The organism is Roseobacter sp. TSBP12 (assembly GCF_009129705.1).
Lineage (GTDB): Bacteria > Pseudomonadota > Alphaproteobacteria > Rhodobacterales > Rhodobacteraceae > Celeribacter > Celeribacter baekdonensis_A.
In genome coordinates this window covers 28,990-52,301 of record NZ_PYIB01000053.1, presented here as the reverse complement: position 1 = coordinate 52,301, position 23,312 = coordinate 28,990, and the positions used below count along the sequence as shown (strand labels likewise).

At 58.4% G+C, this 23,312-nt stretch carries 20 protein-coding genes; 9 read left to right on the top strand and 11 right to left on the bottom strand.

Features of this window, described 5'->3' with window-relative positions:
- Nucleotides 1-905 precede the first annotated feature (905 nt).
- Both lepA and dgt read right to left on the bottom strand, forming a co-directional pair.
- On the bottom strand, nucleotides 906-2,705 hold the full coding sequence (gene lepA, locus C8029_RS16325) for a translation elongation factor 4 (RefSeq protein WP_009573063.1): 1,800 nt from the start codon (nucleotides 2,703-2,705) through the stop codon (nucleotides 906-908).
- An 81-nt stretch (nucleotides 2,706-2,786) separates the two neighbouring features.
- Nucleotides 2,787-4,133 carry a dGTP triphosphohydrolase gene (dgt, locus tag C8029_RS16320; protein WP_226946371.1) on the bottom strand — a complete coding sequence of 449 codons (1,347 nt, stop codon included), beginning with the start codon at nucleotides 4,131-4,133 and terminating at the stop codon, nucleotides 2,787-2,789.
- Between the two features lie 240 nt (nucleotides 4,134-4,373).
- Here dgt and C8029_RS16315 point away from each other — a divergent pair, with 240 nt between their 5' ends.
- A complete protein-coding gene (locus C8029_RS16315) occupies nucleotides 4,374-4,703 on the top strand; it encodes a hypothetical protein (protein ID WP_009573061.1) in 330 nt (109 codons plus the stop codon).
- Nucleotides 4,696-5,439 carry a DUF4336 domain-containing protein gene (locus C8029_RS16310; protein ID WP_009573060.1) on the top strand — a complete coding sequence of 248 codons (744 nt, stop codon included), beginning with the start codon at nucleotides 4,696-4,698 and terminating at the stop codon, nucleotides 5,437-5,439. The genes C8029_RS16315 and C8029_RS16310 overlap by 8 nt, the downstream gene beginning before the upstream one ends.
- On the opposite strand, the gene C8029_RS16305 is transcribed toward C8029_RS16310, so the two are convergent.
- Nucleotides 5,416-5,868 (bottom strand): low molecular weight protein-tyrosine-phosphatase, encoded by a 453-nt coding sequence (locus C8029_RS16305; RefSeq protein ID WP_009573059.1) that lies wholly within the window; start codon nucleotides 5,866-5,868, stop codon nucleotides 5,416-5,418. The genes C8029_RS16310 and C8029_RS16305 overlap by 24 nt on opposite strands.
- Before the next feature lie 79 nt (nucleotides 5,869-5,947).
- On the opposite strand from C8029_RS16305, the gene C8029_RS16300 reads away from it, so the two are divergent.
- The gene (locus C8029_RS16300) at nucleotides 5,948-6,646 is read left to right on the top strand and encodes an NAD-dependent deacylase (RefSeq protein WP_009573058.1); all 699 of its coding nucleotides are present in this window, start codon (nucleotides 5,948-5,950) and stop codon (nucleotides 6,644-6,646) included.
- Between the two features lie 221 nt (nucleotides 6,647-6,867).
- Here the strand turns inward: C8029_RS16300 and C8029_RS16295 are convergent, their stop codons facing one another.
- From C8029_RS16295 to meaB, 6 genes are all read right to left on the bottom strand, one after another.
- Nucleotides 6,868-7,485 carry a 2OG-Fe(II) oxygenase gene (locus C8029_RS16295; protein WP_009573057.1) on the bottom strand — a complete coding sequence of 206 codons (618 nt, stop codon included), beginning with the start codon at nucleotides 7,483-7,485 and terminating at the stop codon, nucleotides 6,868-6,870.
- Between the two features lie 68 nt (nucleotides 7,486-7,553).
- On the bottom strand, nucleotides 7,554-8,057 hold the full coding sequence (locus tag C8029_RS16290; protein ID WP_152003303.1) for a copper chaperone PCu(A)C: 504 nt from the start codon (nucleotides 8,055-8,057) through the stop codon (nucleotides 7,554-7,556).
- Between the two features lie 39 nt (nucleotides 8,058-8,096).
- Complete coding sequence (locus tag C8029_RS16285) at nucleotides 8,097-8,546, bottom strand: hypothetical protein (RefSeq protein ID WP_152003302.1); 450 nt, start codon at nucleotides 8,544-8,546, stop codon at nucleotides 8,097-8,099.
- Between the two features lie 13 nt (nucleotides 8,547-8,559).
- A complete protein-coding gene (locus C8029_RS16280) occupies nucleotides 8,560-9,867 on the bottom strand; it encodes a hypothetical protein (RefSeq protein WP_152003301.1) in 1,308 nt (435 codons plus the stop codon).
- 115 nt (nucleotides 9,868-9,982) lie between these two features.
- On the bottom strand, nucleotides 9,983-10,270 hold the full coding sequence (rpmB, locus tag C8029_RS16275; protein WP_009573053.1) for a 50S ribosomal protein L28: 288 nt from the start codon (nucleotides 10,268-10,270) through the stop codon (nucleotides 9,983-9,985).
- Between the two features lie 260 nt (nucleotides 10,271-10,530).
- The gene (gene meaB / locus C8029_RS16270) at nucleotides 10,531-11,508 is read right to left on the bottom strand and encodes a methylmalonyl Co-A mutase-associated GTPase MeaB (RefSeq protein WP_009573052.1); all 978 of its coding nucleotides are present in this window, start codon (nucleotides 11,506-11,508) and stop codon (nucleotides 10,531-10,533) included.
- Nucleotides 11,509-11,619: 111 nt separating this feature from the next.
- Here meaB and C8029_RS16265 point away from each other — a divergent pair, with 111 nt between their 5' ends.
- The 4 genes from C8029_RS16265 to nirD all read left to right on the top strand — a co-directional run bounded on the left by C8029_RS16265 (nucleotide 11,620) and on the right by nirD (nucleotide 17,895).
- The gene (locus C8029_RS16265) at nucleotides 11,620-12,336 is read left to right on the top strand and encodes a DUF3108 domain-containing protein (protein ID WP_009573051.1); all 717 of its coding nucleotides are present in this window, start codon (nucleotides 11,620-11,622) and stop codon (nucleotides 12,334-12,336) included.
- 60 nt (nucleotides 12,337-12,396) lie between these two features.
- The gene (gene hrpB / locus C8029_RS16260; protein ID WP_009573049.1) at nucleotides 12,397-14,826 is read left to right on the top strand and encodes an ATP-dependent helicase HrpB; all 2,430 of its coding nucleotides are present in this window, start codon (nucleotides 12,397-12,399) and stop codon (nucleotides 14,824-14,826) included.
- A 304-nt stretch (nucleotides 14,827-15,130) separates the two neighbouring features.
- The gene (gene nirB / locus C8029_RS16255; RefSeq protein WP_152003300.1) at nucleotides 15,131-17,578 is read left to right on the top strand and encodes a nitrite reductase large subunit NirB; all 2,448 of its coding nucleotides are present in this window, start codon (nucleotides 15,131-15,133) and stop codon (nucleotides 17,576-17,578) included.
- Nucleotides 17,575-17,895: a nitrite reductase small subunit NirD gene (nirD, locus tag C8029_RS16250; protein ID WP_009573046.1), complete on the top strand. Its 321-nt coding sequence runs from the start codon at nucleotides 17,575-17,577 to the stop codon at nucleotides 17,893-17,895. Before nirB ends, nirD begins: the two co-directional genes overlap by 4 nt.
- Nucleotides 17,896-17,916: 21 nt before the next feature.
- Here nirD and C8029_RS16245 read toward each other — a convergent pair whose 3' ends face one another.
- Nucleotides 17,917-19,344: a TrkH family potassium uptake protein gene (locus C8029_RS16245; RefSeq protein ID WP_009573044.1), complete on the bottom strand. Its 1,428-nt coding sequence runs from the start codon at nucleotides 19,342-19,344 to the stop codon at nucleotides 17,917-17,919.
- Nucleotides 19,345-19,522: 178 nt separating this feature from the next.
- Nucleotides 19,523-20,944 carry an NADP-dependent phosphogluconate dehydrogenase gene (gnd, locus tag C8029_RS16240; RefSeq protein WP_009573043.1) on the bottom strand — a complete coding sequence of 474 codons (1,422 nt, stop codon included), beginning with the start codon at nucleotides 20,942-20,944 and terminating at the stop codon, nucleotides 19,523-19,525.
- Between the two features lie 197 nt (nucleotides 20,945-21,141).
- On the opposite strand from gnd, the gene C8029_RS16235 reads away from it, so the two are divergent.
- Together C8029_RS16235 and C8029_RS16230 are read left to right on the top strand one after the other, a co-directional pair.
- Nucleotides 21,142-21,600: an NUDIX hydrolase gene (locus C8029_RS16235; protein WP_009573042.1), complete on the top strand. Its 459-nt coding sequence runs from the start codon at nucleotides 21,142-21,144 to the stop codon at nucleotides 21,598-21,600.
- Nucleotides 21,601-21,780: 180 nt separating this feature from the next.
- The gene (locus C8029_RS16230; RefSeq protein ID WP_009573041.1) at nucleotides 21,781-23,253 is read left to right on the top strand and encodes an inorganic phosphate transporter; all 1,473 of its coding nucleotides are present in this window, start codon (nucleotides 21,781-21,783) and stop codon (nucleotides 23,251-23,253) included.
- Nucleotides 23,254-23,312 lie beyond the last annotated feature (59 nt).

Genomic DNA, 23,312 nt, shown 5'->3' with positions numbered 1-23,312 from the left:
ACCTACTGATTACAAATCAGTAGTGTCCCTAGTAAAGTCAAAGACTTGAATAAGATAAAGTTGCGAAAAACGCAAAAACGCGTTGACAGCACACCAAATAAGGTAGTAAAAAGTAAGCGCTGCACACTAGGTTGAGGATTTTTTCTCCCGTTGTGCCTTTTCTCTATTGACGCACAATAACTTGTACAGCATCCTCCATTTGTCATTTGGGTTTATAAGTTGCGCCGCCTCGGTCTGCAAACCAAGACGGCGCCTTAGAAGCTCAATCCGCCACCTGTCTGAAAGGCTGCGGTGGAAGTTCTCTGATAATCCGATCTGAATCAGTTCGGTGGAATTTGTCAAGCGGCCTTTCGCATTTTGCTAATCGGAGGGCTGAAACTTGCCCAATTTCAAAGTAAACAACCACGCACAGGCAAATGGTGATCATGAAGTTCATCAAGAAGGCTGTCGCTGGTTGGCTCTGACTTCATCGACAACAGACCTTGGCCACCACACAACTTGCTCAGGGGCCGTTGCTAAGGCAAAGACCATTTACAGACAGTCAAATGGTTGTGCTACCTGCGCGCCCGCGTGCCACACGCAATAAGGAGTGGAAACAATGGCTACAAACCCTCCCTCTGGCGACGGACATCGCAATGGTGCCGTTAAAGGACGCTCACAAACCAAAACCCCATCGGGGCATTACGTAAAGCGCGATACGAAAACGGGACAGTTCATGGACGTGAAAACATCCAGCAAGACACCGTTTAAGGGCGTCCGCAAAGAGAAATAATTAAGGCCGCCTTCGGGCGGCCTTTTTACAAACGATCGCCAAAATTAAACCCATCACCCAAGCTCCACGGAGTGGGTACGCGCATTTTGTTCCAAAATACACTGCCACCCACCGCCTCTTAAAATGAACGACCTTAGTCGTCCATTTTAAGAGCATTAATAAACGCTTCCTGTGGAATCTCCACTTTCCCGAACTGGCGCATCTTCTTCTTACCCGCCTTCTGCTTCTCCAGAAGTTTCTTCTTCCGGGTCGCATCGCCGCCGTAACATTTCGCGGTCACGTCTTTGCGCATCGCGGAGAGGGTTTCACGGGCGATGACTTTGCCGCCGATGGCCGCTTGGATCGGGATTTTGAACATGTGGCGCGGGATCAGGTCTTTGAGTTTTTCACACATCGCGCGGCCACGGGCATCGGCGCGGTCGCGGTGGACCATTGTGGACAGCGCATCCACCGGTTCGTCGTTCACAAGGATCGACATTTTGACAAGGTTATCCTCGCGGTAGCCCATCATTTGATAGTCGAAGGACGCATAGCCTTTGGTGATGGATTTCAGGCGATCGTAGAAATCAAACACCACCTCGTTGAGCGGCAGGTCATAGACGACCATGGCGCGCGAGCCCGCATAGGTCAGGTCCATCTGGATGCCCCGGCGGTCTTGGCAGAGTTTCAACACATCACCCAGATACTCGTCCGGCACCATGATCGTCGCCTTGATGCGCGGCTCTTCGATGTGATCGAGGAAGGTCAGATCGGGCATGTCGGCGGGGTTGTGCAGCTCTTGGATCGAGCCATCGCGCATGTGGAGTTTGTAGATCACCGAAGGCGCGGTGGTGATCAGGTTGATGTCATATTCGCGCTCAAGCCGGTCGCGGATCACTTCGAGGTGCAAAAGCCCCAAGAAGCCGCAGCGAAAACCAAAGCCCAAAGCGGCGGATGTTTCCATTTCAGACGAGAAGGAGGCATCGTTGAGTTGCAGTTTCTCAATGGCATTGCGCAGATCGTCAAAGTCGTTGGCATCGACCGGGAAAAGGCCACAGAACACCACAGGGATCGAGGGTTTAAAGCCCGGAAGTGCTGTGGCACAGGGCTTTTTCTCATGGGTGATGGTGTCGCCGACCTTGGTGTCGCGGACCTGTTTGATCGAGGCGGTGAAAATACCGATCTCACCCGGGCCAAGCTCGGCGATATCGACCATCTGCGGTTTGAGCACCGAGAGCTTGTCGACGCCATATGCGGCACCGGTTTTCATCATCTTGATCTTGTCGCCCTTTTTGATCACGCCGTCGATGACGCGGATCAGAACGACAACGCCGAGGTAGCTGTCATACCAACTGTCGACCAGCATCGCTTTGAGCGGCGCATCGCGAGTGCCTTTGGGCGCGGGCAGACGGGTGACGATGGCTTCCAAAACGTCGGGGATGCCGATGCCGGTCTTGGCGGAAATCTCAATCGCCTCAGAGGCGTCAATGCCGATCACATCCTCGATCTGCTCACAGACGCGTTCCGGCTCGGCGGCCGGCAGGTCGATTTTATTCAACACCGGGACGATTTCGTGATCCGCATCAATGGCTTGATACACGTTGGCCAAGGTTTGCGCCTCAACGCCCTGAGTGGCGTCCACGACCAACAAAGACCCCTCAACGGCCTGCATCGAGCGCGACACTTCGTAGGCGAAATCGACGTGACCGGGGGTGTCGATCAGGTTGAGGATATACAGCTCACCGTCTTTGGCGGTGTATTCGATACGCACCGAGTTGGCCTTGATCGTGATCCCGCGCTCGCGTTCGATGTCCATACTGTCCAACATCTGCGCCTTCATATCCCGGTCCGCCACCGTGTGGGTGGACTGGATCAGCCGGTCAGCAAGGGTCGATTTCCCGTGGTCGATGTGAGCGACGATGGAGAAGTTACGGATGTTTTTCAGCTCGGTCATGGAAGGCCTGCGCAGGTTGAGAATTAGCCTGTTTCTATGGGGGGAAATGGGAGGAATGGCAATAGGGAACGGCCTTCTGCCTTACCCCATTTGCCCGGCAATCATCGCATGGACCCGAACAGCATACCGATCCGTCATCCCGGATACGAAATCAGCCAGGCTGTGGAGCGCAGTGTATTCATCCACCACATCGCGCAGGTCGATATCGGCAGCTGCAGCCAGTTGACGATGATAGGCCGAAAGCGCCAAGACATCCCAATTCTGCGCACCCAGCTCTTCGTAAATGGGCAGCAACCCCGTCAGCACAGCATGCAAAATATTGCGCCCCGTCACTTCGAGTTTGGTTTTGCGCGGTGCCGTGAAAATTTGACTGTGCGCAGTGGCTTCGATTTTTGCGAATTGAGCGGACACATCAGATTTCGAGATCAAAGAGGCCGAAAAATGCCCCGTCATGATCGCTTCGTAGTTTTGCTTAAACGCCGCGACACAGGCATGAATCGCGGCCCCAATCGCGCGGGCTCGGTAATAGGTGACGTCCTTGCCAGACAGGTCCTGATTGTCGCCCGCAAAAAGTGCGCCAAGCAACTCTTTGACCCGCATTTCAGACAAATCGCCCGTCACATAGGCATCTTCAAGGTCCAGAATATTATAGCAAATATCATCGGCGGCTTCGACAAGGAACACAGCCGGGTGACGTCGCCACCACCGACCCTCATCGCCTTGCTCTACGAGCAAACCACACCGCTCTGCAACACGTTCAAAAAGGTCATATTCAGACCGAAACAGACCGAACTTCGTCAAGCCTTTGTAGGTTTTCTCCTTGTCACGCGCCTTCGCCTTCTCGCTGACCTCAGCCAGTGCGGGATATTTTGTGAAGGCTCCAAGCACAGCATGACTCAATCGCATACCGCCCTCGTTTCGATACATTTCCAATCTGGAAATCAAGCGAAAGCCCTGTGCGTTGCCCTCAAATTTCTCAAATTCTGTCCGATCCGCGACTTGGACCGCATCGAAAAATGAATGCCCCTCGGTAAACCGCGCAGCGAACCAAGCCCCCATCGCGTCTTCGCCAGAGTGACCGAAAGGGGGATTCCCTATATCGTGAGCAATGCAGGCAGCCTGAACCACACCAGACAGAACATGTCTCTGCCCTTCTGCGATCTCGCCCTGTGTCTCAAGCCAATGCCCGACTTCGATGCCAAGCGAACGGCCAACACTGCTTGTTTCTATACTGTGAATCAGCCGATGATGAATGTGATCATGTGCATAGAGCGGATGCACCTGCGTCTTGTTCGCAAGCCGCCGAAACGGCAAGGAAAACACAAGTCGGTCGTAATCCTGAGCGTAATTGGGGCGGTTCGGATTGATCTCGCGCACTTCATCATGGAGCAATGACATCTCCAAAAGATTTTCCCAATTCATCCGCATCTAAAATATCCTCTCAATCTCAGTCCTGATCATATCCAGCAGCATGACAAGATGCTACTCCCCCTCAGCAACCCTCCGCCTCCCTTCTCCCACGCGACAAACTCTGCAATTGCGCAAAACGACAGACTCAGGATAGTCTTATGTCATTATTCACCAAGACGGCGGACCCTGCGGGCGTGTGGCAGTGCCATGAAAGCGCAAAAAGACGGGGCCTCGTGGTTTGGATTGAGAGGCAGGACTATGAAAAAAACCGTCAAGAAAACCGCAATCGCAGTCGCAACTTTTGCCACGATCAGCAGTGCAACCTTTGCTCCGATCCCGGCGCAAGCGGGTGCGATTGAGCGGGCGTGCATGTCGTCGGATCGGGCCGCGAACAACCGCAATCTTTGCGGCTGTATTCAACAGGTAGCCGATATGACCCTGACAAACGGGGATCAGCGCCAAGCCGCGAAGTTCTTTAAGAACCCGCAAAAGGCGCAGGATGTACGCCAGTCGGACAACAGTTCGCACGAAAGTTTCTGGCAGCGCTACAAAGCCTTTGGCGCGGCGGCAGAACAATACTGTGGCTGAACAGAAGCTTTACGAACCGCTGAACACACTCAAACCTGTCGGCCCCGAGATATGGATCGCGGACGGGCCGCCTGTGCCGTTTTATGGCATCGGGTTTCCGACTCGCATGACGGTGGTGCGCATCAACGGGCGGCTTTGGGTGCATTCGCCGATTACACTTGATGAAGGCCTGTTGAATGAACTGGCGGATTTGGGGCCGATCGGCTGGTTGATCGCGCCTAATCCGATCCATTATGTTTCAGTGCATCTGTGGCACGAACGCTTTCCGCAAGCGCAGGTTCTGGCCGCGCCCGGCGTCAAAGAGCGCGCAGCGAAATACAACATTCCCTTTCCGAAACATGATGTTATGGGCGATGACGTACCCGAAGGCACCGAAGATGTCCTGCGCCAAAGACTTGTGAAAGGGCATCGGTTCTTGCACGAGGTGGTGTTTTATCACATCCCATCCAAGACCCTGATCCTCACCGATTTGATCGAGAATTTCGAGGCCGAAAAGGTCGGGCGATTTAAGGCTATTTTGATGCGTCTGGCGGGGATTTTGGACCCGGATGGCAAGGCCCCGGCTGATATGCGCGGCACATTCAAATCCAAGGCCAAAGCGCGCAAAGCGATCCGCGAAGTGATCGGATGGGCGCCCGAAAAGGTGATCCTAAGCCACGGGCGTTGGTATGATCACAACGGCACGGCGGAGTTGAAACGCGCCTTTCGCTGGCTACGGATCGAGAACGGCAAGTAGCCCTTCGGCGGCAACTTCGATCAGGTCCAAAGCCTCGTCAAAATTGCGGGTGTAATAGGGGTCCGGCACGGCGGTAACGCCGATGTCGGGCACATAGGACATCATCAGGCGCACGGGCGTTGTGTTGCCTTGGGGGCGGAGCGTCTCGACAGCGCGCTGGTTGGCCTCATCCATCACCACAATCACATCGAAGGCCTCGAAATCCCCGGCGGAGACTTGACGCGCGCGCAAGCCTGAAAGGTCATAGCCGCGCCGGGCAGCGGCGGTTTGCATCGGACCGTAGGGCGGCTCACCGACATGCCAATCACCGGTTCCGGCGCTATCGACCAGAATCGCCTGAGACCTCGCGCGCGCCTTGGTGGCCACGACCGCCTCGGCGGTGGGAGAACGGCAGATATTACCGAGACAGACAAAGACGATTTTCTGCATGTGGACCTCCTGTGCGTTCAGGCTACCCTTGTCAGGCCGGGCGGAGCAAGGCAGGGTTTGGAAAAAGGAGAGGCGTCGAATGGCGGGTGGAATTTTTATACTCTCAGGCGCAGGTCTGTCGGCAGAAAGCGGATTGCGGACCTTTCGTGCGGCGGACGGGTTGTGGGAAGATCATCGGGTGGAAGACGTGGCCACACCTGAGGCCTTTGAGCGCGACCCAGAGTTGGTGCAACGGTTTTACAATATGCGCCGGGCACAGGCCGCAGCCGCAATGCCGAACGCAGCCCACGAGGCGCTAGCAAAGTTGCAGGCCGATTATGACGGCCCGGTTACTTTGGTGACGCAAAATGTCGATGACCTGTTGGAACGCAGCGGAGCGCGCGAGGTGATCCATATGCATGGCTCGGTCATGGGCGCCCTCTGTAGCGCCTGCGACCATCGTTGGGCGGCCCCGATGGAGATGCGCGTCTCTGATCCCTGCCCGTCCTGCGGCATGTCCCACACCCGCCCCGACATCGTGTGGTTTGGCGAAATTCCCTATCACATGGACGCGATCCAGAACGCCTTGGAAAACAGCGATCTGTTCGTCTCCATCGGCACCTCGGGCATGGTCTACCCGGCGGCGGGATTTTCGCAAATGGCACGGCAATTGGGACTCAAAACGTTGGAACTGAACCTCGAAGCCTCCGGCGCAATGTTTGATGCGGTGATCGAGGGTCCCGCGACACAGGTGGTGCCCGATTGGGTATCACGAGTGTTAAGTGGCAAAGAAATTTGAGTATTTTTGCCAAAAAGAAACGGGCACATCTATGATAACCGCATATTAACTTTCAGCCCAGTAGGATTGTGTTGCGGTACAGGCGGGAGCGCCGATGACCGCCCAAGAAGAAGACGCGCCGGTCCGTGGGACACCCCCTTCCGAAGGTCCGTCACAGAGCGGAGGATCGGCGACCGGCGCGCGCCCCTTTGTTTCTTCTTGGAGAAATACTCAAAGCCACCCTACCGGAACGCCGGGCCATGCACCCATGTGGTGAGGGAATAGCGTTCGCCTTGTGTGACCGGAGTGACCCGATGCAGCACGAAGGACGGAAACAACACGGCCGAACCTCGCGCGCGATCTGAGGGGCGTAGGTTGGCATCGGCTTGCAGCTCGAGCACGCCGCCCAGATAGTCCGCCGCCTCAGACAATTGCACCACAAGCGTCAGTTTGCGCCGGGAGGCAAGTGGACCTTCGCCAATATCGGAATGCCAGACGAAATGCCCCTCGCGCTCGGCCCCATAACGGGCGACCTGCGGGCTCTCGCCAAACTCAGTGAGGGCAAAATCGAAATGCGCCCGGTTGGCCTCCGCCACAAGCGCCATGATCCGATCCATCACCCAGCCACCACCATCGCGGTCATCCAGCCAGGCGAGTTCAGCACGGCGCAGGTTGTGGTCAGAGCGATTTCCGACCAACCCCGCATCCGCGAGGTCTTTTTCATGAGACAGGGCAATGATCGCATCACATTCGGCAGGCGAGAAGGCCTCCGGGACCGCATAAGCGCTCAGCATGATCCGGGGTTCACTTTCAAAAGGGGGAAGGCGCGGCCCAAAATTTGCCGCGTCCATACCCGCCATTTAACCTCTTTTGAAAACGGATCAAGAGGGATCAGAGCCCCCACCGAAACGGAGGCTCTGAGAGGCGATCAATTGCCCATTTTACCGTTCTGCATCCCGGTGCCATCCATCGGCATGGTCATGGCGGCTGGGGCGTCTTGGCGCTCCAGATCGACAGGGATTTCAACGGTGATGTCGCCCGCTTGTTCAAAGGTCAGGGTCACTGTGACCACATCGCCCTGCCCCATCGGTTTGAGCAGCCCCATCATCATGACGTGATCGCCGCCCCGCGCCAAAGCATGGGTGCCTTGCGCCGGGACCGGAAAGCCCTCGTCCACGCGCATCATTTTCATCACGCCATCAGCCATGGCTTTGTGAGTATGCAACTCGGTGAGCTTGGCGATGTCAGAGGTCGCCGCGATCAAACGATCATCGGTGTCACCCGTGTTGTGGATGACAAAAAACGCCGCACCGGATTTGGCCGTCATACCGGAGGAGCGCGCATAGGCGTCCTCAATGGTGATGTCGGCCATGGCCGGAAGCGCGAAAGACAGGGCGGCTGCGCCCGCGAGAAGGGTGGTTTTGAAAAACATGATTTTATCCTTGGTCTGAGTGTTTGAAAGAGAAACAGATTAGACCAAAGGCGGATCGCGGGCCTTGCGGTTGGGCAGGGAGATCGCGGTCATGTGGTGCGCCACAGATGCGGGCGCAAAGCGCAACACAGTGTGGTCCGGCGCAGACAGCACGAAAGGCTCGGCCAGCCCGGCAATGACACTGAGCGCGCAATCGGGACAGATGTGGCGTGGCCCAATAGGTTCGCCATTCTCGTCCATCAAAACGGTGATCGGCCCGGTGCCCGTACACAGCACCATCGTTCCGGTCGCGTCAACCATAGTGCCCCGTGCCACGGCCATGGATTGGGACGTAACGATCAGCATAAAGGCCAGCACAAAGGCCGCGATGGGACGGGTCAAACGCATGAACGGCACTTTAGCCGGACCGCAGCGGAAGGCAAGCGCAACACAGCGCGACACCGGCACTGCGACGTGCCGCCACATGCCTTTGTCGCAACGACCGCCCATCACCGCCCCTCACTCACGGCCCAAGCTCGGAGAGGTAAAAGGCAAAATCAGCAAAGCCGCCCGACCGCGTGCGGGCTTCGGCGTGACAGCCCAGACAACTCCCCTCTCGCGCATCTTGCAGGTAGCTTTCCATCGTCACATTGGACACGAAACGCGGCACTTCGCCATGCTCAAACAACGGGCTTTTATTGGCACCGCGCCATTGATTGGTGATCAAACGGTACTGCGCCAAAGGGGTGTCGGCCAGACGCGCCTGCCAGCGGGCATTGGTGTCTTGGGTCGGGTCAAAGATTTGCCAACATCGCGTGATCCGACTGGGCGCAAGGGGGCTCCCATCGCGGGCACGGGCCAAGGGCGGGGCCTGTGACCAAAACGGCATGGGCGGCGGCGCATTGGTGGCGCAACTCGGGCAAGACGGATCAAACAACAGGTACGATTGCGCCGCCTTCGGCGCGGGACAGCCATTTGGAAACAAGTCCTTGGAATAAATCGAATTGATCCGGCGCGCGACCGGAGAGAGCGGTGCCGTGTCTTGATGCTCAAACGTGGCCCAGAGCCACTCGTCGCCATTGCCGGACCCGACCTTGGTGACAATATGCATCCCGACCATGCCAAACAGCCCCTCAAGACACAAAGGTTGACCCGAAAGGCTCTGCTCCGCCGGAACCCGCACAACCCCACGTTCGGTGACAAATCGGGGATCGTCGTCATCCAGCCACATCCACGCCGTTTTGACATGAACGCTGGGCGGGGCCTTGGCGCTCTGCCCCCTTGGGAAATTGGCATCCTGCGAGGTCAACCCCGCAACATAGGCGGCGGCAGGGGCATTGATCCGCGTTTCATACACCAACGGATTGCCGTTTTGGTCAATCACGGCGGCCCCATCCGCTTGTACCAGATCGCTCAACACCAATGGGCCGGACGTGTCGCCTGAACCACGACAGGCTACGGCCATGTCTTGACCGACCACGGCGTCTTTTCGTGGCATGGATTGCCAGGCATCGGGTGCGGGTTCCGAAGGCGCAACATCGCGCCAATTCAAGGCCGTGAAGGCGCGCCAAGCGAACATATCAAAGGGTGTCTGCACCGCCTTGTTCACCACCATATATTCCAAACTTGAGGAAAAAGATGTCAAATCAAAGGGGTAATTGGCGCAAAGGCGGATGTCATCCGCGTCGCCGGGGGGCAAGGCACAAAACGGATCATCCGCCTGCGCAGCAGAGGCGATCCCCAAAGTGGCCACCAACACAACAGTGGCCGCGACGCACATAAACCGCCCAGCCCAGCGGAGTATGGCCCACCACCCGATCGTTTGTTTCAAAGCCCAAACCATAGGGTATCAGGCCAGAGCCTACGGTCCCTTGTCAATCGCTCATAGAAAAACCCCCGAAAGCGCCAGGCCATTCGAGGGTTTCACCATCTCAACCAAAAAGAACTTAAGCGGTGGCTTGAGCTTTTTTGATTTCTTTTTTGATTTTCAGCGCGCTATCGGACAGCTCTTCGTCCTTGGCTTTCGCCAGGAAAGCGTCCAGACCACCACGGTGGTCAACAGTACGCAACGCAGCAGCAGAAATACGCAGCTTGAACGAGCGACCGAGTGTTTCCGAAATCAGCGACATTTCGTTGAGATTCGGAAGAAAACGGCGGCGGGTTCTGTTTTTGGCGTGGCTGACATTGTTGCCAGACATCGGGCCTTTACCGGTCAGTTCGCAACGACGCGACATGGGTTTATCCTCGTTTCACTGGCGAAAGCGTCACCCGCCCCGCACTTCTTAAGACTCAGTTCTGTCTTGTTCGCGCTCTCTTTGACGCTCAAGTGTCCAAGGTGCAACCCCGAAATCACATGAAACTGTCACAGAAGTCTGTTTATCGACAGAAAAAGGCACCGCCCGAGGGAAGCGCCCGAAATTCAGTTCGCGGTGCATAGGCGATCATCGGAGAATCGTCAAGCCCCACAACCGAGATGGGCCGTGGGGAATGCGCCTTAGCCGTGCTGAAGCGCGTTCAAAACATCCGCCGCCGCATGGCCCGGCGTCAACTGCCCCGCAGCAACCTGTTTGGCCAGATCGGAAATCATGGATTTGAGCGGCTCTTTTTGCAGCTGTGCCAAAAGGCCCTGACGAATCTCCTGACCAAACCAATATTCGGCCTGCTCGGCGCGACGTTGATCAAAATGCCCCGTCTCGCGCCGCCATTCGGTGAGGTTTTGGATTTCGCCCCACGCCTCTTTCAGACCATCGACCTGAAGGGCCGAGACGGTCATCGCCTTGGGGAAGCCTTCCGGGTCTTGTGGCCGTTTGCGCAACAGGCGCAGGGCGCCTGCGTAATCCGCACAGGTGCGATTGGCGGCGGGTTTGAGATCGCCGTCAGCCTTGTTCACCAGGATAATATCGGCCATTTCCATAATACCGCGCTTGACGCCCTGAAGCTCATCCCCGCCTCCAGGGGCCAGCAGCAGCAAGAACAGATCGGACATCTCGGAGACCACGGTCTCGGACTGCCCGACCCCCACGGTTTCGATCAGGATCAAATCATAGCCCGCCGCCTCACACAGAGCGACCGCCTCGCGGGTGCGCCGTGCCACGCCGCCCAATTCGGTTTGCGACGGCGACGGCCGGATAAAGGCGTTTGGTTCGCGCGACAATTCCTCCATCCGGGTTTTGTCGCCCAAAATGGACCCGCCTGAGCGCGCCGAAGACGGGTCCACCGCCAAAACGGCGACCTTTTTGCCCTCGCGGATCATCATCATGCCAAAACTTTCGATAAAGGTGGATTTGCCCACCCCCGGAGTCCCCGACAATCCAAGTCGAAGCGCCTGACGCCCGGATTTACCGACCTCTTCCATCAGTAAAATCGCCTGCGCGCGGTGATCGGCGCGGGCAGATTCGACCAAGGTGATGGCACGGGCCAAAGCCCGACGGTTGCCCGAAACCACCCCGTCAGCAAGTTGTTTTATATCCATTACAGTCTTCCGGCAGATTAAGCGCATGTCGCCTTTCGTTTTGCCCCGTCCATCGGGGCGATGTCCACCCCTGTCCGGCCTGTACCTGTCCGGTCTGTAAGAGTGCCCCATATGCTCCAGGTTTTCCCAATTTTGCGCCGCTATACACGCGCCCTTGTCTGGGGGCCTTTGGTGTTTGCGCTCACATCCCCACCGCTGATGGCTCAGGACACGCACATGCGGTTTGACATCCGCCTTGGCGCTCTCAAGGTCGGCCATTTGGGCGTGGCCGCCAACGAAACGGATCAAACCTATGCGGTGCGAGCACAGTTTCAGGACACAGGATTGATCGGCATTTTAGTGGGCATACGATTTGATGCCCATGCCCAAGGCACCCGCCTTGGAACATCCCTCATTCCGCGCAAATATGAAGAAAACGTCGACACAGGCCGCCGCCAAAGCCTCACCCGTTTACAGTATGACGCCGGTCTGCCGCAGGTGCTCGACGACACGCCAACCTCACCACTTTTGATCGCGCTCGAAGATCAACGTGGCACCATCGACCCCCTCACCGCGCTCTACACCCTTCTGCGCTCGGGCCCCGCGCCATGCGGTCAAAACATTCCCGTCTTTGACGGACGACGGCGCAGCCAAGTGACGCTTGGGCCAATGCGTGACGGTCAGTGTTCAGGCAACTACCGCCGTATTGCGGGCTATTCTGACGCCGAGATGCGCGAACGGGTGAGCTTTCCGCTGACGCTGCGCTTTGCAGGGGCGGAGGGAAAGTCGCATTTGGTCGAGGCCAAAGTCGACACACTATGGGGTTCGGCAACGCTCACCCGGCAATAAGGTTCACCCTCAAGCGCAGCCCCTCTTTTCGCCCGCCCCGCTTTGGCTCATAACGGGGCCATGTTTGAACCGAAACTCCCGATTGATGATGTGCTGGATGCGCTGACCTGTGCCGTGCGCGACACGGGCCGCGCGGTGTTGATGGCCCCGCCCGGCGCGGGCAAAACCACCCGCGTGCCCTTGGCGCTTTTACCGCATATCACGGGACGGATCGTGATGTTGGAACCGCGTCGATTGGCGGCCCGCTCCGCCGCCGAACGCATGGCGCAAACGCTGGGGGAGGCTGTTGGGCAAACGGTCGGCTACAGGATGCGCGGCGACACCAAACTGTCGAAATCCACCCGGATCGAAGTCGTCACCGAAGGCATTCTGACCCGGATGTTGCAAAGTGACCCGGAACTGACCGGCGTCGGCGCGGTGATTTTTGATGAATATCACGAACGCTCGCTCAATGCCGATCTGGGCTTGGCGCTGACTTGGGAATTGCGTCAAGTGTTGCGCGACGATCTTGTGGTCATCGTCATGTCGGCTACCTTGGACGCTGATCCCGTGGCCGCGCTTTTGGACGATGCCCCGGTGATCCGCTCCGAAGGCCGGGCCTTTCCGGTCGACACCCGCTGGTTGGACGCTCCGACGCCCAAAGCACGCCGCTTTGAAGACGCGATGGCGGATTTGGTGATTGAGGCGGTCACACAGGAGAGCGGATCGGCCTTGGTGTTTATACCGGGTGAAAGCGAGATCCGCCGGGTTGAGGCACGGCTCACAGGGCGCGTCCCCACCGATTGCGCGGTCCGTCCTCTGTTTGGCGCGATGAAATTTGCCGACCAGCGCGCCGCAATTGCTCCCTGTGCGACGGGTCGCAAGATCGTGTTGGCCACCTCCATCGCCGAGACCTCTTTGACCATCGAAGATGTGCGCATCGTCGTGGACGCAGGCCGGGCGCGGCGGGCACGGTTTGATCCGGCCTCGGGCATGTCGCGGCTGATCACCGAACGCGCCTCAAAGGCCGAGGCCGAGCAACGCCGGGGCCGTGCCGGACGGGTTGCCGAGGGCGTGTGCTTCCGATTCTGGACCAAGGGCGAAGAAGGCGCAATGCCCGCCTTTGCCCCGGCCGAAATTGAAACGGCAGACCTCACGGGATTGGCCTTGGAACTGGCGCTTTGGGGGGCGTTTGAATCGGACCTATCGTTTTTGACGCCCCCACCACCGGGGCCTTTGGCGGAGGCGCGTGCCTTGCTGCATGGGCTGGGCGCGCTGGATGAAACGGGACGGATTACGGCGCATGGCAAGGCTCTATCGACCAAACCGCTGCACCCGAGACTTGCACATATGCTGCAATTGGCGGGGGCGCAGGCGGCAGATTTGGCGGCTTTGTTGAACGAACGCGATCCTTTGCGTGGCGCAGGCGTTGATTTGGCGCTGCGCATCCGCGCGCTGCGTACGCCGGGTCAGGGGACACCGGGCACGATGGATCGCGGCGTGATCGAGCGGGTGAAACAGGAGGCCAAACGGTTGCGTGCGGGCGCGAGTGAAGGCCCCAAAATGAGTCTGGGTGAGATGGCCGCATTGGCCTACCCGGACCGCATTGGCCTGCGTCGCAAAGGCGATCAGGCGCGCTATATCCTGTCGGGCGGCAAGGGCGCGGTGATGGACGATGGTGATCAAATGGCTGGCGTCCGGTTGATCGTCGTCACCGACACAGACGGCGCGCCGCGTGAGGCAAAAATCCGGCAAGCCGTGGAACTCACTGAGGCAGAGCTGCGCGCGCTTTATGGCGAGCAAATCATGTGGCGCGAGATATGCCAATGGGACAAGCGTGAAAAACGGGTGGTGGCGCGCAAACAGGAGTGTTTTGGCGCGCTGGTCTTGGAGGATCGTCAGTGGAAAGAGGCCCCGCCTGAGGCGATGGCCCTCGGGGCGCTCGACGGGCTACGCCAGATCGGATTGCCATGGAGTGACGCTGCCAAACGCTTTGCCGCACGGGTGCGTTTGATGGGAGATGATTTTCCCGATGTCTCTGAGGCGGCTTTGATGGAGACGCTTGAGACATGGCTTTTGCCGCATCTCAAAGGCGCGCGCTCCGAAACGCAATTGCGGTCTCTGGACATCACCGAGGCGCTCCGCGCAATGTTGGATTGGAGCCAAATGCAGCGGCTGGACACAGAAGTGCCCGGACAGTTCGTCAGCCCGGTCGGGCGCAAATTACCGATTGATTATTCCGGCGAGCACCCCGAGGTGACGGGCCGCATTCAAGAGTTTTTTGGCACCACCACCCACCCGACGGTCGGGCCAAACCGCGTGCCGCTCAAGGTGGTTTTAACCTCCCCCGCGCATCGTCCGGTGCAGGTCACGATGGATTTGCCTGGGTTTTGGAAAAGCTCCTACGCCGATGTGCGCAAGGATATGCGCGGGCAATATCCGCGCCACCCCTGGCCCGAAGACCCGACCGAAGCCGATCCGACTCTGCGGGCAAAACGGCGCGGAACTTAGGCACCCCGCCTTTGCTGCACTGCATCATTTCTAAGCGAGACGGCATATCCCTCCGGATTTGGTGCTGAAAATCCGGGCACTCTATAATTTTGCCCCAAAACTCTGGCCAATCTTCGGATTCTGAATTGCTTAATTCAAGGACCGCTTCCAAAAGCAAAGCGTGAAGCTGTTTCACAGGCGATCGCAGAGTGGCGATCCGACCTTTTGTCCCAAAGACCGGGACGCGCGGCAATGGCGCTGCATTCTCACTGAAACGAAACTGGGCTCGCATGATGCGACCCGCGTTCTGAGATGGAGTGCCATTATGTCGAAGAAACACCTAGTGATCGTTGGAAATGGGATGGCGCCTGGGCGGATGTTGGAACATCTGTTTGAGGTGACAGACGCCTATGACGTGACGATTTTCAACGCCGAGCCGCGCGTCAACTATGACCGGATCATGCTGTCGCCGGTGCTGTCGGGCGAAAAAACCTATGCCGATATCATCATCCATGGCGAAGGCTGGTATGAGGAACACGGGATCACGCTCCATCAGGGCGAAAAGATCACCGAAATTCACCGCAACGAGCGTAAAGTCGTCTCTGAGACCGGGCGCGAAGTGGCCTATGACAAGTTGGTGATCGCCACCGGGTCGAACCCGTTTATCATTCCTTTGCCGGGGCATGACCTGCCGGGCGTTTTGGCCTATCGCGATCTGGACGACACCGGCGCGATGATCGAAGCCTCCGACAAAGGCGGGCGCGCGGTTGTGATTGGCGGCGGGCTTTTGGGACTGGAAGCGGCGGCGGGCTTAAAACAGCGCGGCATGGAGGTGACGGTCATTCACCTGATGCCGACGTTGATGGAACGCCAACTCGACACGGCGGCTGGCTACCTGTTGCAAAAGGAATTGGAAGGCCGCGGGATCGAAGTCCTGTGCGAGGCCAACACCAAACAGATTTTGGGCCAAGACCGGGTTGAGGGCGTGGAACTGGCCGATGGCCGGGTGATCGACGCCTCGCTCGTGGTCATGGCCGTGGGCATCCGCCCGAATGTGCAAGTGGCGCAAGAGGCCGGGCTTGAGGTCAACCGCGGTATTGTGACGGATGCGACGATGAAAACCTCTGATCCGAACATCTATTCGGTCGGCGAATGTGTTGAGGTCGGCGGCTTGGTCTATGGCCTTGTCGCACCGCTTTACCGTATGGCGAAAGTGGCAGCGGATCATTTGGCGGGACCGTCCGAACTGGCCTTTGCCCACGCCGAAACACCGACAAAACTCAAGGTCACCGGTTGTGATCTCTACTCCGTTGGCGATTTTGCCGAGGGCGAAGGCCGCGAGGACATCGTGCTGCGCGATGCGATGCGCGGGACGTATAAGCGCGTGATCCTCAAGGACAATAAGATCATCGGCGCGGTGCTTTATGGCGATGTCGCCGATGGTGGCTGGTACAACGAGCTGTTGAAATCCGGCGAAGACATCTCCGAGATGCGCGAGACATTGATCTTTGGTCAGGCTTATCAGGGCGGCGCGGGGGCTGACCCTTTGGCCGCGGTCGCGAATCTCTCGGATGATGCGGAGATTTGCGGCTGTAACGGCATCACCAAAGGCACAATTGTGACCGCGATCCAAGCCAAAGGTCTGACCTCGCTGACCGAAGTGCGCGCCCATACCAAAGCCTCGGCGTCTTGCGGCACCTGCACCGGGTTGGTTGAAAATGTCATGGCGCTCACCTTGGGCGATGCGTTTCAATTGCCCGCCTCCGAGGGCATGTGTCCCTGTACCCCCCACAGCCACGGCCATGTCCGCCGCCTGATCAAAGCCAAGGGCCTCAAATCCATCCCGGCGGTGATGCAAGCCTTGGAATGGACCACGCCCGAAGGCTGTGCCAAATGCCGCCCGGCATTGAATTATTACCTCGTGGCCGATTGGCCGGGCGAGTATGCCGATGATCAACAGTCGCGGTTCATCAACGAACGCGTCCACGCCAACATCCAAAAGGACGGCACCTATTCGGTCGTGCCCCGGATGTTCGGCGGCATCACCACGCCGGACGAGCTGCGCGCGATTGCCGATGTGGCGGACAAATATGAAATTCCGACCGTGAAGGTAACAGGCGGGCAAAGGATCGACCTTTTGGGCGTCAAAAAGGAGGATTTGATCCCGGTTTGGGCCGATCTCAATGCCGCAGGAATGATCTCCGGGGCCGCTTATGCCAAGGGCCTGCGCACAGTGAAAACCTGTGTCGGTTCCGATTGGTGCCGCTTTGGCACCCAGGACTCCACCGGCTTGGGCATCAAACTTGAGCACTATCTCTGGGGCGCATGGACCCCGGCAAAACTTAAACTCGCCGTGTCGGGTTGCCCGCGCAACTGTGCGGAAAGCACCTGTAAGGACATCGGCATCGTCTGTGTCGATAGCGGTTATGAGGTGCTCTACGGCGGGGCCGCCGGGCTTCACATCCAAGGTACGACCAAACTCGGCACCGTGCCGACCGAAGACGACGTGATCGAGGTGGTCGGCGCATTGACGCAATATTATCGCGAAACCGGGTTTTATCTGGAACGGATTTACAAATGGGCGGATCGGCTGGGCTATGACCACATCCGCGAGGTGATTCTGGACGATCCGGAACAGCGCAAAGCCTATAATGCACGCTTTGCCCATGCCCAGAGTTTCGCGCAAGTGGACCCATGGGCCGAATTTGTCGGCGGCAAAGATGCGCATGAATTCAACCCGATCAACATCAGAAAACTGGAGGCGGCGGAATGAACGTCCAGACCAAAACCTGGGTCAGCATCGGCCCGCTCACCGAGATTCCGCGCCAAGGCGCGCGCTGTGTCAAAAACGGCGACATGAGCATCGCGGTGTTTCGCACCTCACACGATCAGATATTTGCCCTCGAAGACAAATGCCCGCACAAGAACGGCCCCCTGAGCCAAGGGATCGTACATGACGGCTGCGTCACCTGCCCCTTGCACAATTGGGTGATCTCGCTTGAGACCGGCGCGGCTCAAGGCGCAGATGTTGGTCAGACCACCACATTCGAGATCAAGATCGAAGACGGCAACGTGCTTTTGGCGCTGTGACCTTTTCAGGTCGGGCGCCTCTTACCGAGACGACACCAGTTCGCGCCAAAACAGTGGCGCGAACAGGGCGTAGACTGTGGCCATTTCGAGCCGCCCCAAATACATGCCAAAGGTCAAAACCAGCTTTGACGGCGTGTTGAGCGTGGCGAAATTACCCGCAGGTCCGATGATATCCCCCACCCCCGGCCCGACATTGGCCAAGGCCGTCAGCGAGCCGGAAATGGCGGTGGACATGTCTTGGCCGAAGAAACTCAACAGGATCGCCATCACGCCAAACGTGGCGGAATAGAGCACAAAAAACGCAATCACACCAGAAAGCGCATCGGGGGCGACAGGGCGGCCTTCGTATTTGACAAAAGTGACCCGGTGCGGCGCGTAGCTTTTGCGGATTTGTGCAATCAACGCCCGCCCCGCCACCAACCAGCGCATCGCCTTGGCCCCGCCTGCAGTGGACCCGGTGGCCCCGCCCACAGCGGTCAAAACGAAAAAGGCGGCAACGGCAAAAGGTCCCCAAAGCGTATAATCCGTGGTGGCGTAGCCAGTGGTGGTGACGATGGAGACGACATTGAACGCGACAAGGCGGAGCGCATCAAACAGGGTTTCACCCCGCACCATCATGAGCCAAAGCGACAGGCCGGATATGGTCAACGCAAGGGTCGTCAACATGGCGGAAACCTGTTCAGACTGCCAAACGCCGCGTCGGACCCCTCTGATATACCACGCAAAAGGCAAAGCGCCCGCGAGCATGAATGCGGTGCACACCCATTGCAGGAAGGCGCTGTCGAAATGGCCAAAAGACGCATCATAGCCGGAATAGCCCCCCGTTGAGAGCGTGGTCATCGCGTGGGTGACCGCGTCAAAGGGTGACATGCCGCCGATCAGATAGAGCAAGCCGCAAAGGAAAATCAAAGCGAAATAGATTTGCAGCGTCGCAGAGGCAAACATCGTGGCATTGCGCAGTTCTTTGCCGCCTTGTTCCGAGCTTTCAGAGCGAAACAATTGCATCCCACCGACTTTCAAGATCGGCAAAAGCGCGATGCCGGTGACGATAAAACCGACACCGCCAACGGCCTGAAGCATGGCGCGCCACAAGATAATGCCCCTCGGCGTGGCATCCAGACCCGACATGACGGTGGAGCCAGTGGTGGTGATGCCCGACATCGCCTCGAAAAATGCATCCACAAAGGACAGATCGAACAGGTACAGCGGCCCCGCGCCACACAGAGCGGCGACCATCCAGACCGACGAGGTCATCAAAAACGTGTGCAGCGGCCGCAGCCCGGTGGCGTCCGGCGACGTGGCCAGCGCAAGCGCTCCGCCGAGAAAGCCAAACAAAAGGGCGGGCACTTCAAACAGGCTTGCGGTGTCAGGAAAAAGCAGCGCCACAACGCCCATGAGAGCGGCGAAAAACACCATCACCAACCCATTGATGAAGACGACGAAACTCATGTGCCACTTGCCTTGCTGTGGGCCGCCGTGGCCTCAATCTGGAGGCTCAAGCGATCATGCTTCTGAAAACCACGAAGCCCCTCTCCATGCAAGGGGTGGCATGGAGAGGGGCGGATTTCGCATGGGCGTTGTGTCGGGCGGGTCGCTGCGCGCCTAGATTTATCTCACGAAATTTGCCTCAACTGTGGGACACGGTTCCAGCCCATGGCCCGTGCTGCCCCGCGCCGCCATCGACCCGCTCAAACCCGTGCGCGCCAAAGAAATCGCGTTGTGCCTGGACCAGATCGGTGGTGCCGCGGCCCTGACGCATGGTGTCGAAGTAGGCCAAGGCATTGGCAAAGGCCGGGATTGGCAGACCTTTGAGCGCAGCATAGGCGACCACACGGCGCAGCGCGGGGGCGCCCTCGCGGATCATATCCGCAAAGGTCGGCGCAAAGATCAGTTGATCATGGGGCAGGCCCGCGCGGATCGCTTGCGCCATGTCGTCAAGCAACGCCGAGCGGATGATACAGCCTTCGCGCCACACTTCGGCAGCGGCGGCAAGATCAATGCCCCAATCATAGGTCGAGGAGGCGGCAATGAGGATTTTGAAGCCTTGATCATAGGCAATGAGCTTGGCCGCCAAGAGCGCTTTTTCAAGCGTGGCATCAGAGGGCATCGGCATGGTTTCAACCGCATCATCGCCAAACAGCGCCTGCCCCGCCTCGCGCGTGGCTTTTTCCGAAGACCACGACCGCGCGGCCACGGCGGCCTCGATGGTAGAGGGCGATTGACCCAGGGTGATTGCCTCAATCGCGGTCCAACGCCCGGTGCCTTTTTGGCCCGCCGTATCGACGATCACATCGACCATCGGCTGGCCGGTTTTGGGATCAGCGGTCTGAAGCACCTTACCGGAGATTTCGACCAGATAGGATTTGAGCGGGCCTTTGTCCCAGGCTTCAAACAGCGCGCCGATCTCGGATGGGGTACGCCCCGCCCCATCGCGCAACACCCCGTAGACCTCGGCAATCATTTGCATATCGGCATATTCAATCCCGTTGTGGACGGTTTTGACGAAATGCCCGGCCCCATCCGGGCCAAAATGCGCCGCACAGGGCTGACCATCATGTTTGGCGGAAATCGCTTCGATGATGTCGCGGATGACCTCATAGGAGGCTTTGTTGCCGCCAACCATGATCGATGGCCCATGACGCGCGCCCTCTTCGCCGCCCGACACGCCCATGCCGATAAAGTTCAAACCCTTTTCTCGCAGCGCCGCCTCGCGACGGCGAGTGTCGTGAAAATTGGCGTTGCCCGCATCAATAATCATATCGCCCTCATCCAGCAGCGGCCCCAGGTCTGCGATCACCGCATCCACTGGCCCGCCCGCCTTGACCATGATGATGATCGCACGCGGCTTGGACAGCGAGGCCACGAAGTCCTCATAGGTCTGCGCCGGCACAAGCCGCTCGGCCAAATCGCCTGCAGAGGCCACAAACGCATCTGTGACCGCGCCAGTACGATTGTAAACAGCGATGGGAAAGCCGTGATCGGCAATGTTGAGCGACAGGTTTGCGCCCATGACGCCAAGGCCAACGAGGCCGATACGCGCGTGTGACATGATAAGGTCCTTTTGACGTTCGAGAATGTGGCAAGGGCACAGATGCGCGGGGTTTTCAGAACCTCAGGCCGCCCAGCTCCCCTTTCAGATATAGCGCTATCATTCAGGAACAAGACATTTTCCAAGAAAACTTGAAATCCTCTGCGCCTTGCTCTATGTATATACAACAAACAAAAACACAGGCACGTTTCTCACCGATGGTTATGCTTTTCAAATCCGCTCTAACGGGGGTCTTGGACCCCCTTTTGCGCCGCCCTGACCGGGTTCAGGCGGCGGCTTTGTGTTGGCGTAAGGGTAAGAAAGGCAAAGAGGTGCTTTTGATCACCTCGCGCGACACTGGTCGTTGGATCATCCCCAAAGGTTGGCCGATCGAGGGGTTGGACGGCGCGGGCACGGCGGCGCAGGAGGCTTGGGAAGAGGCCGGGGTCAAACCCGGCAAGATCAAGCGTCAGCCGCTTGGTCTCTACCACTATGTCAAACGCCTCTCCAACGGTATCCCTGCCCCGATCGAGGCCTCGGTCTACCCGATCGAAGTGGCGCGTTTGGCGGATAAATTCCCCGAATGCCGTGAACGCAAACGCAGTTGGATGTCGCCCGAACAGGCGGCCATGCTGGTGGACGAACCTGAGCTGCAGGACCTGCTGCGCGCGTTTTAAGGCACCCCTGCGCAGGCTTGCACCCCAAGGCCAAGTCCGGTCGGTGGCCACAGGTCCCGGTTTGCATGCTTCACTTTGTCATGAAACCCTTGAAATACGGTGGCGGGCGCGGTAGCGCTGCGCCGCTTGTAACAGTTTTATGACGACCCTCAGGGGGAGGGAAAGCCATGAGGGATCAACATGAGTGACCAAGACGGCAAACAGTGGACCACACTGGACAAAGACCTCAACCGCATCAGCCAGCTTGAACATGCGACGCTGTACATCGGGCGACCGATGGTGGGCTTGGGTGTGGCGCTGGCCTTTATCATCGTAGCCGGGCTTGGTGCGGCTGTGGTGTTTGGCGGGCAACCGGGGTCGGCCCTGGTGATCGCTGCGGCGGCTTTGGGCGCCTATATGGCGATCAATATTGGTGCCAATGACGTGGCCAACAATATGGGCCCTGCGGTGGGTGCGAATGCATTGACCATGGGCGGCGCGATTGTGATTGCGGCGCTGTGTGAAAGTGCGGGGGCGTTGTTGGCGGGTGGCGATGTGGTCTCGACGATCTCAAAGGGGATCATCGACCCATCCGCCATGGCAAACACCCAGGTGTTCATCTGGGCCATGCTCGCGGCGCTGTTGTCCTCGGCCCTTTGGGTCAATTTGGCGACATGGATCGGCGCGCCGGTCTCCACCACCCATGCCGTTGTCGGCGGTGTCATGGGCGCGGGCATCACGGCGGCGGGCTTTGCCTCCGTCAACTGGGCCTCAATGGGATTGATCGCCGCGTCTTGGGTGATTTCGCCACTGTTGGGCGGGGTGATTGCCGCCGGATTCTTGTGGTTCATCAAAGCCCAGATCATGTACCAGGACGACAAAATCGCAGCGGCGCGCCGTTGGGTTCCGGTTCTGATCGGCATCATGATGGGCGCGTTTGCGACCTATCTGGCGATTAAAGGGCTTAAGAAACTGATCAGCATTGACCTGACAACCGCGCTCCTGATTGGTGCGGCGGTTGGCGGGTTGTCCTATGTGATTTCCGCGCCTTTGGTGCGCCGTCAATCCGAGGGGCTTGAAAACCGAAACAAATCATTGAAGGCGCTGTTTGCCCTGCCCTTGGTAATCTCGGCAGCCCTTTTGTCCTTTGCCCATGGCGCCAATGATGTGGCCAATGCGGTCGGTCCGCTGGCCGCGATTGTGCATGCCAACGCCTTTGGCGAATTCGCCGGCAAGGTCAATATCCCGCATTGGGTGATGGTGATCGGCGCGCTTGGGATTTCTTTTGGTCTGGTGCTGTTTGGGCCGAAACTGATCAAAATGGTCGGCTCACAGATCACCAAACTCAACCCGATGCGCGCCTTTTGCGTCGCACTCTCTGCCGCGATCACGGTGATTGTCGCAAGTTGGCTGGGCCTGCCCGTATCCTCCACCCATATCGCCGTGGGCGCGGTGTTTGGCGTTGGATTTTTCCGTGAATGGTATCATGATAAACGTCTGCGCGAGACTGTGGTCAAAGAGGCGGTGCGCGTGGCAGATGAAGAGCGGAGGCGGCGCAAACTGGTACGTCGCAGCCATTTCATGACCATTGTCGCGGCTTGGATCATCACCGTCCCGGCCTCGGCGGCCCTTTCTGCGGCGGTGTTTTTTGTCCTGTCGCATTTCACAAACTGAGCCGGACCAGACCGCAGCCAACACAAAACGCGCCCAGAGTGTCCTCGGGCGCGTTTTCT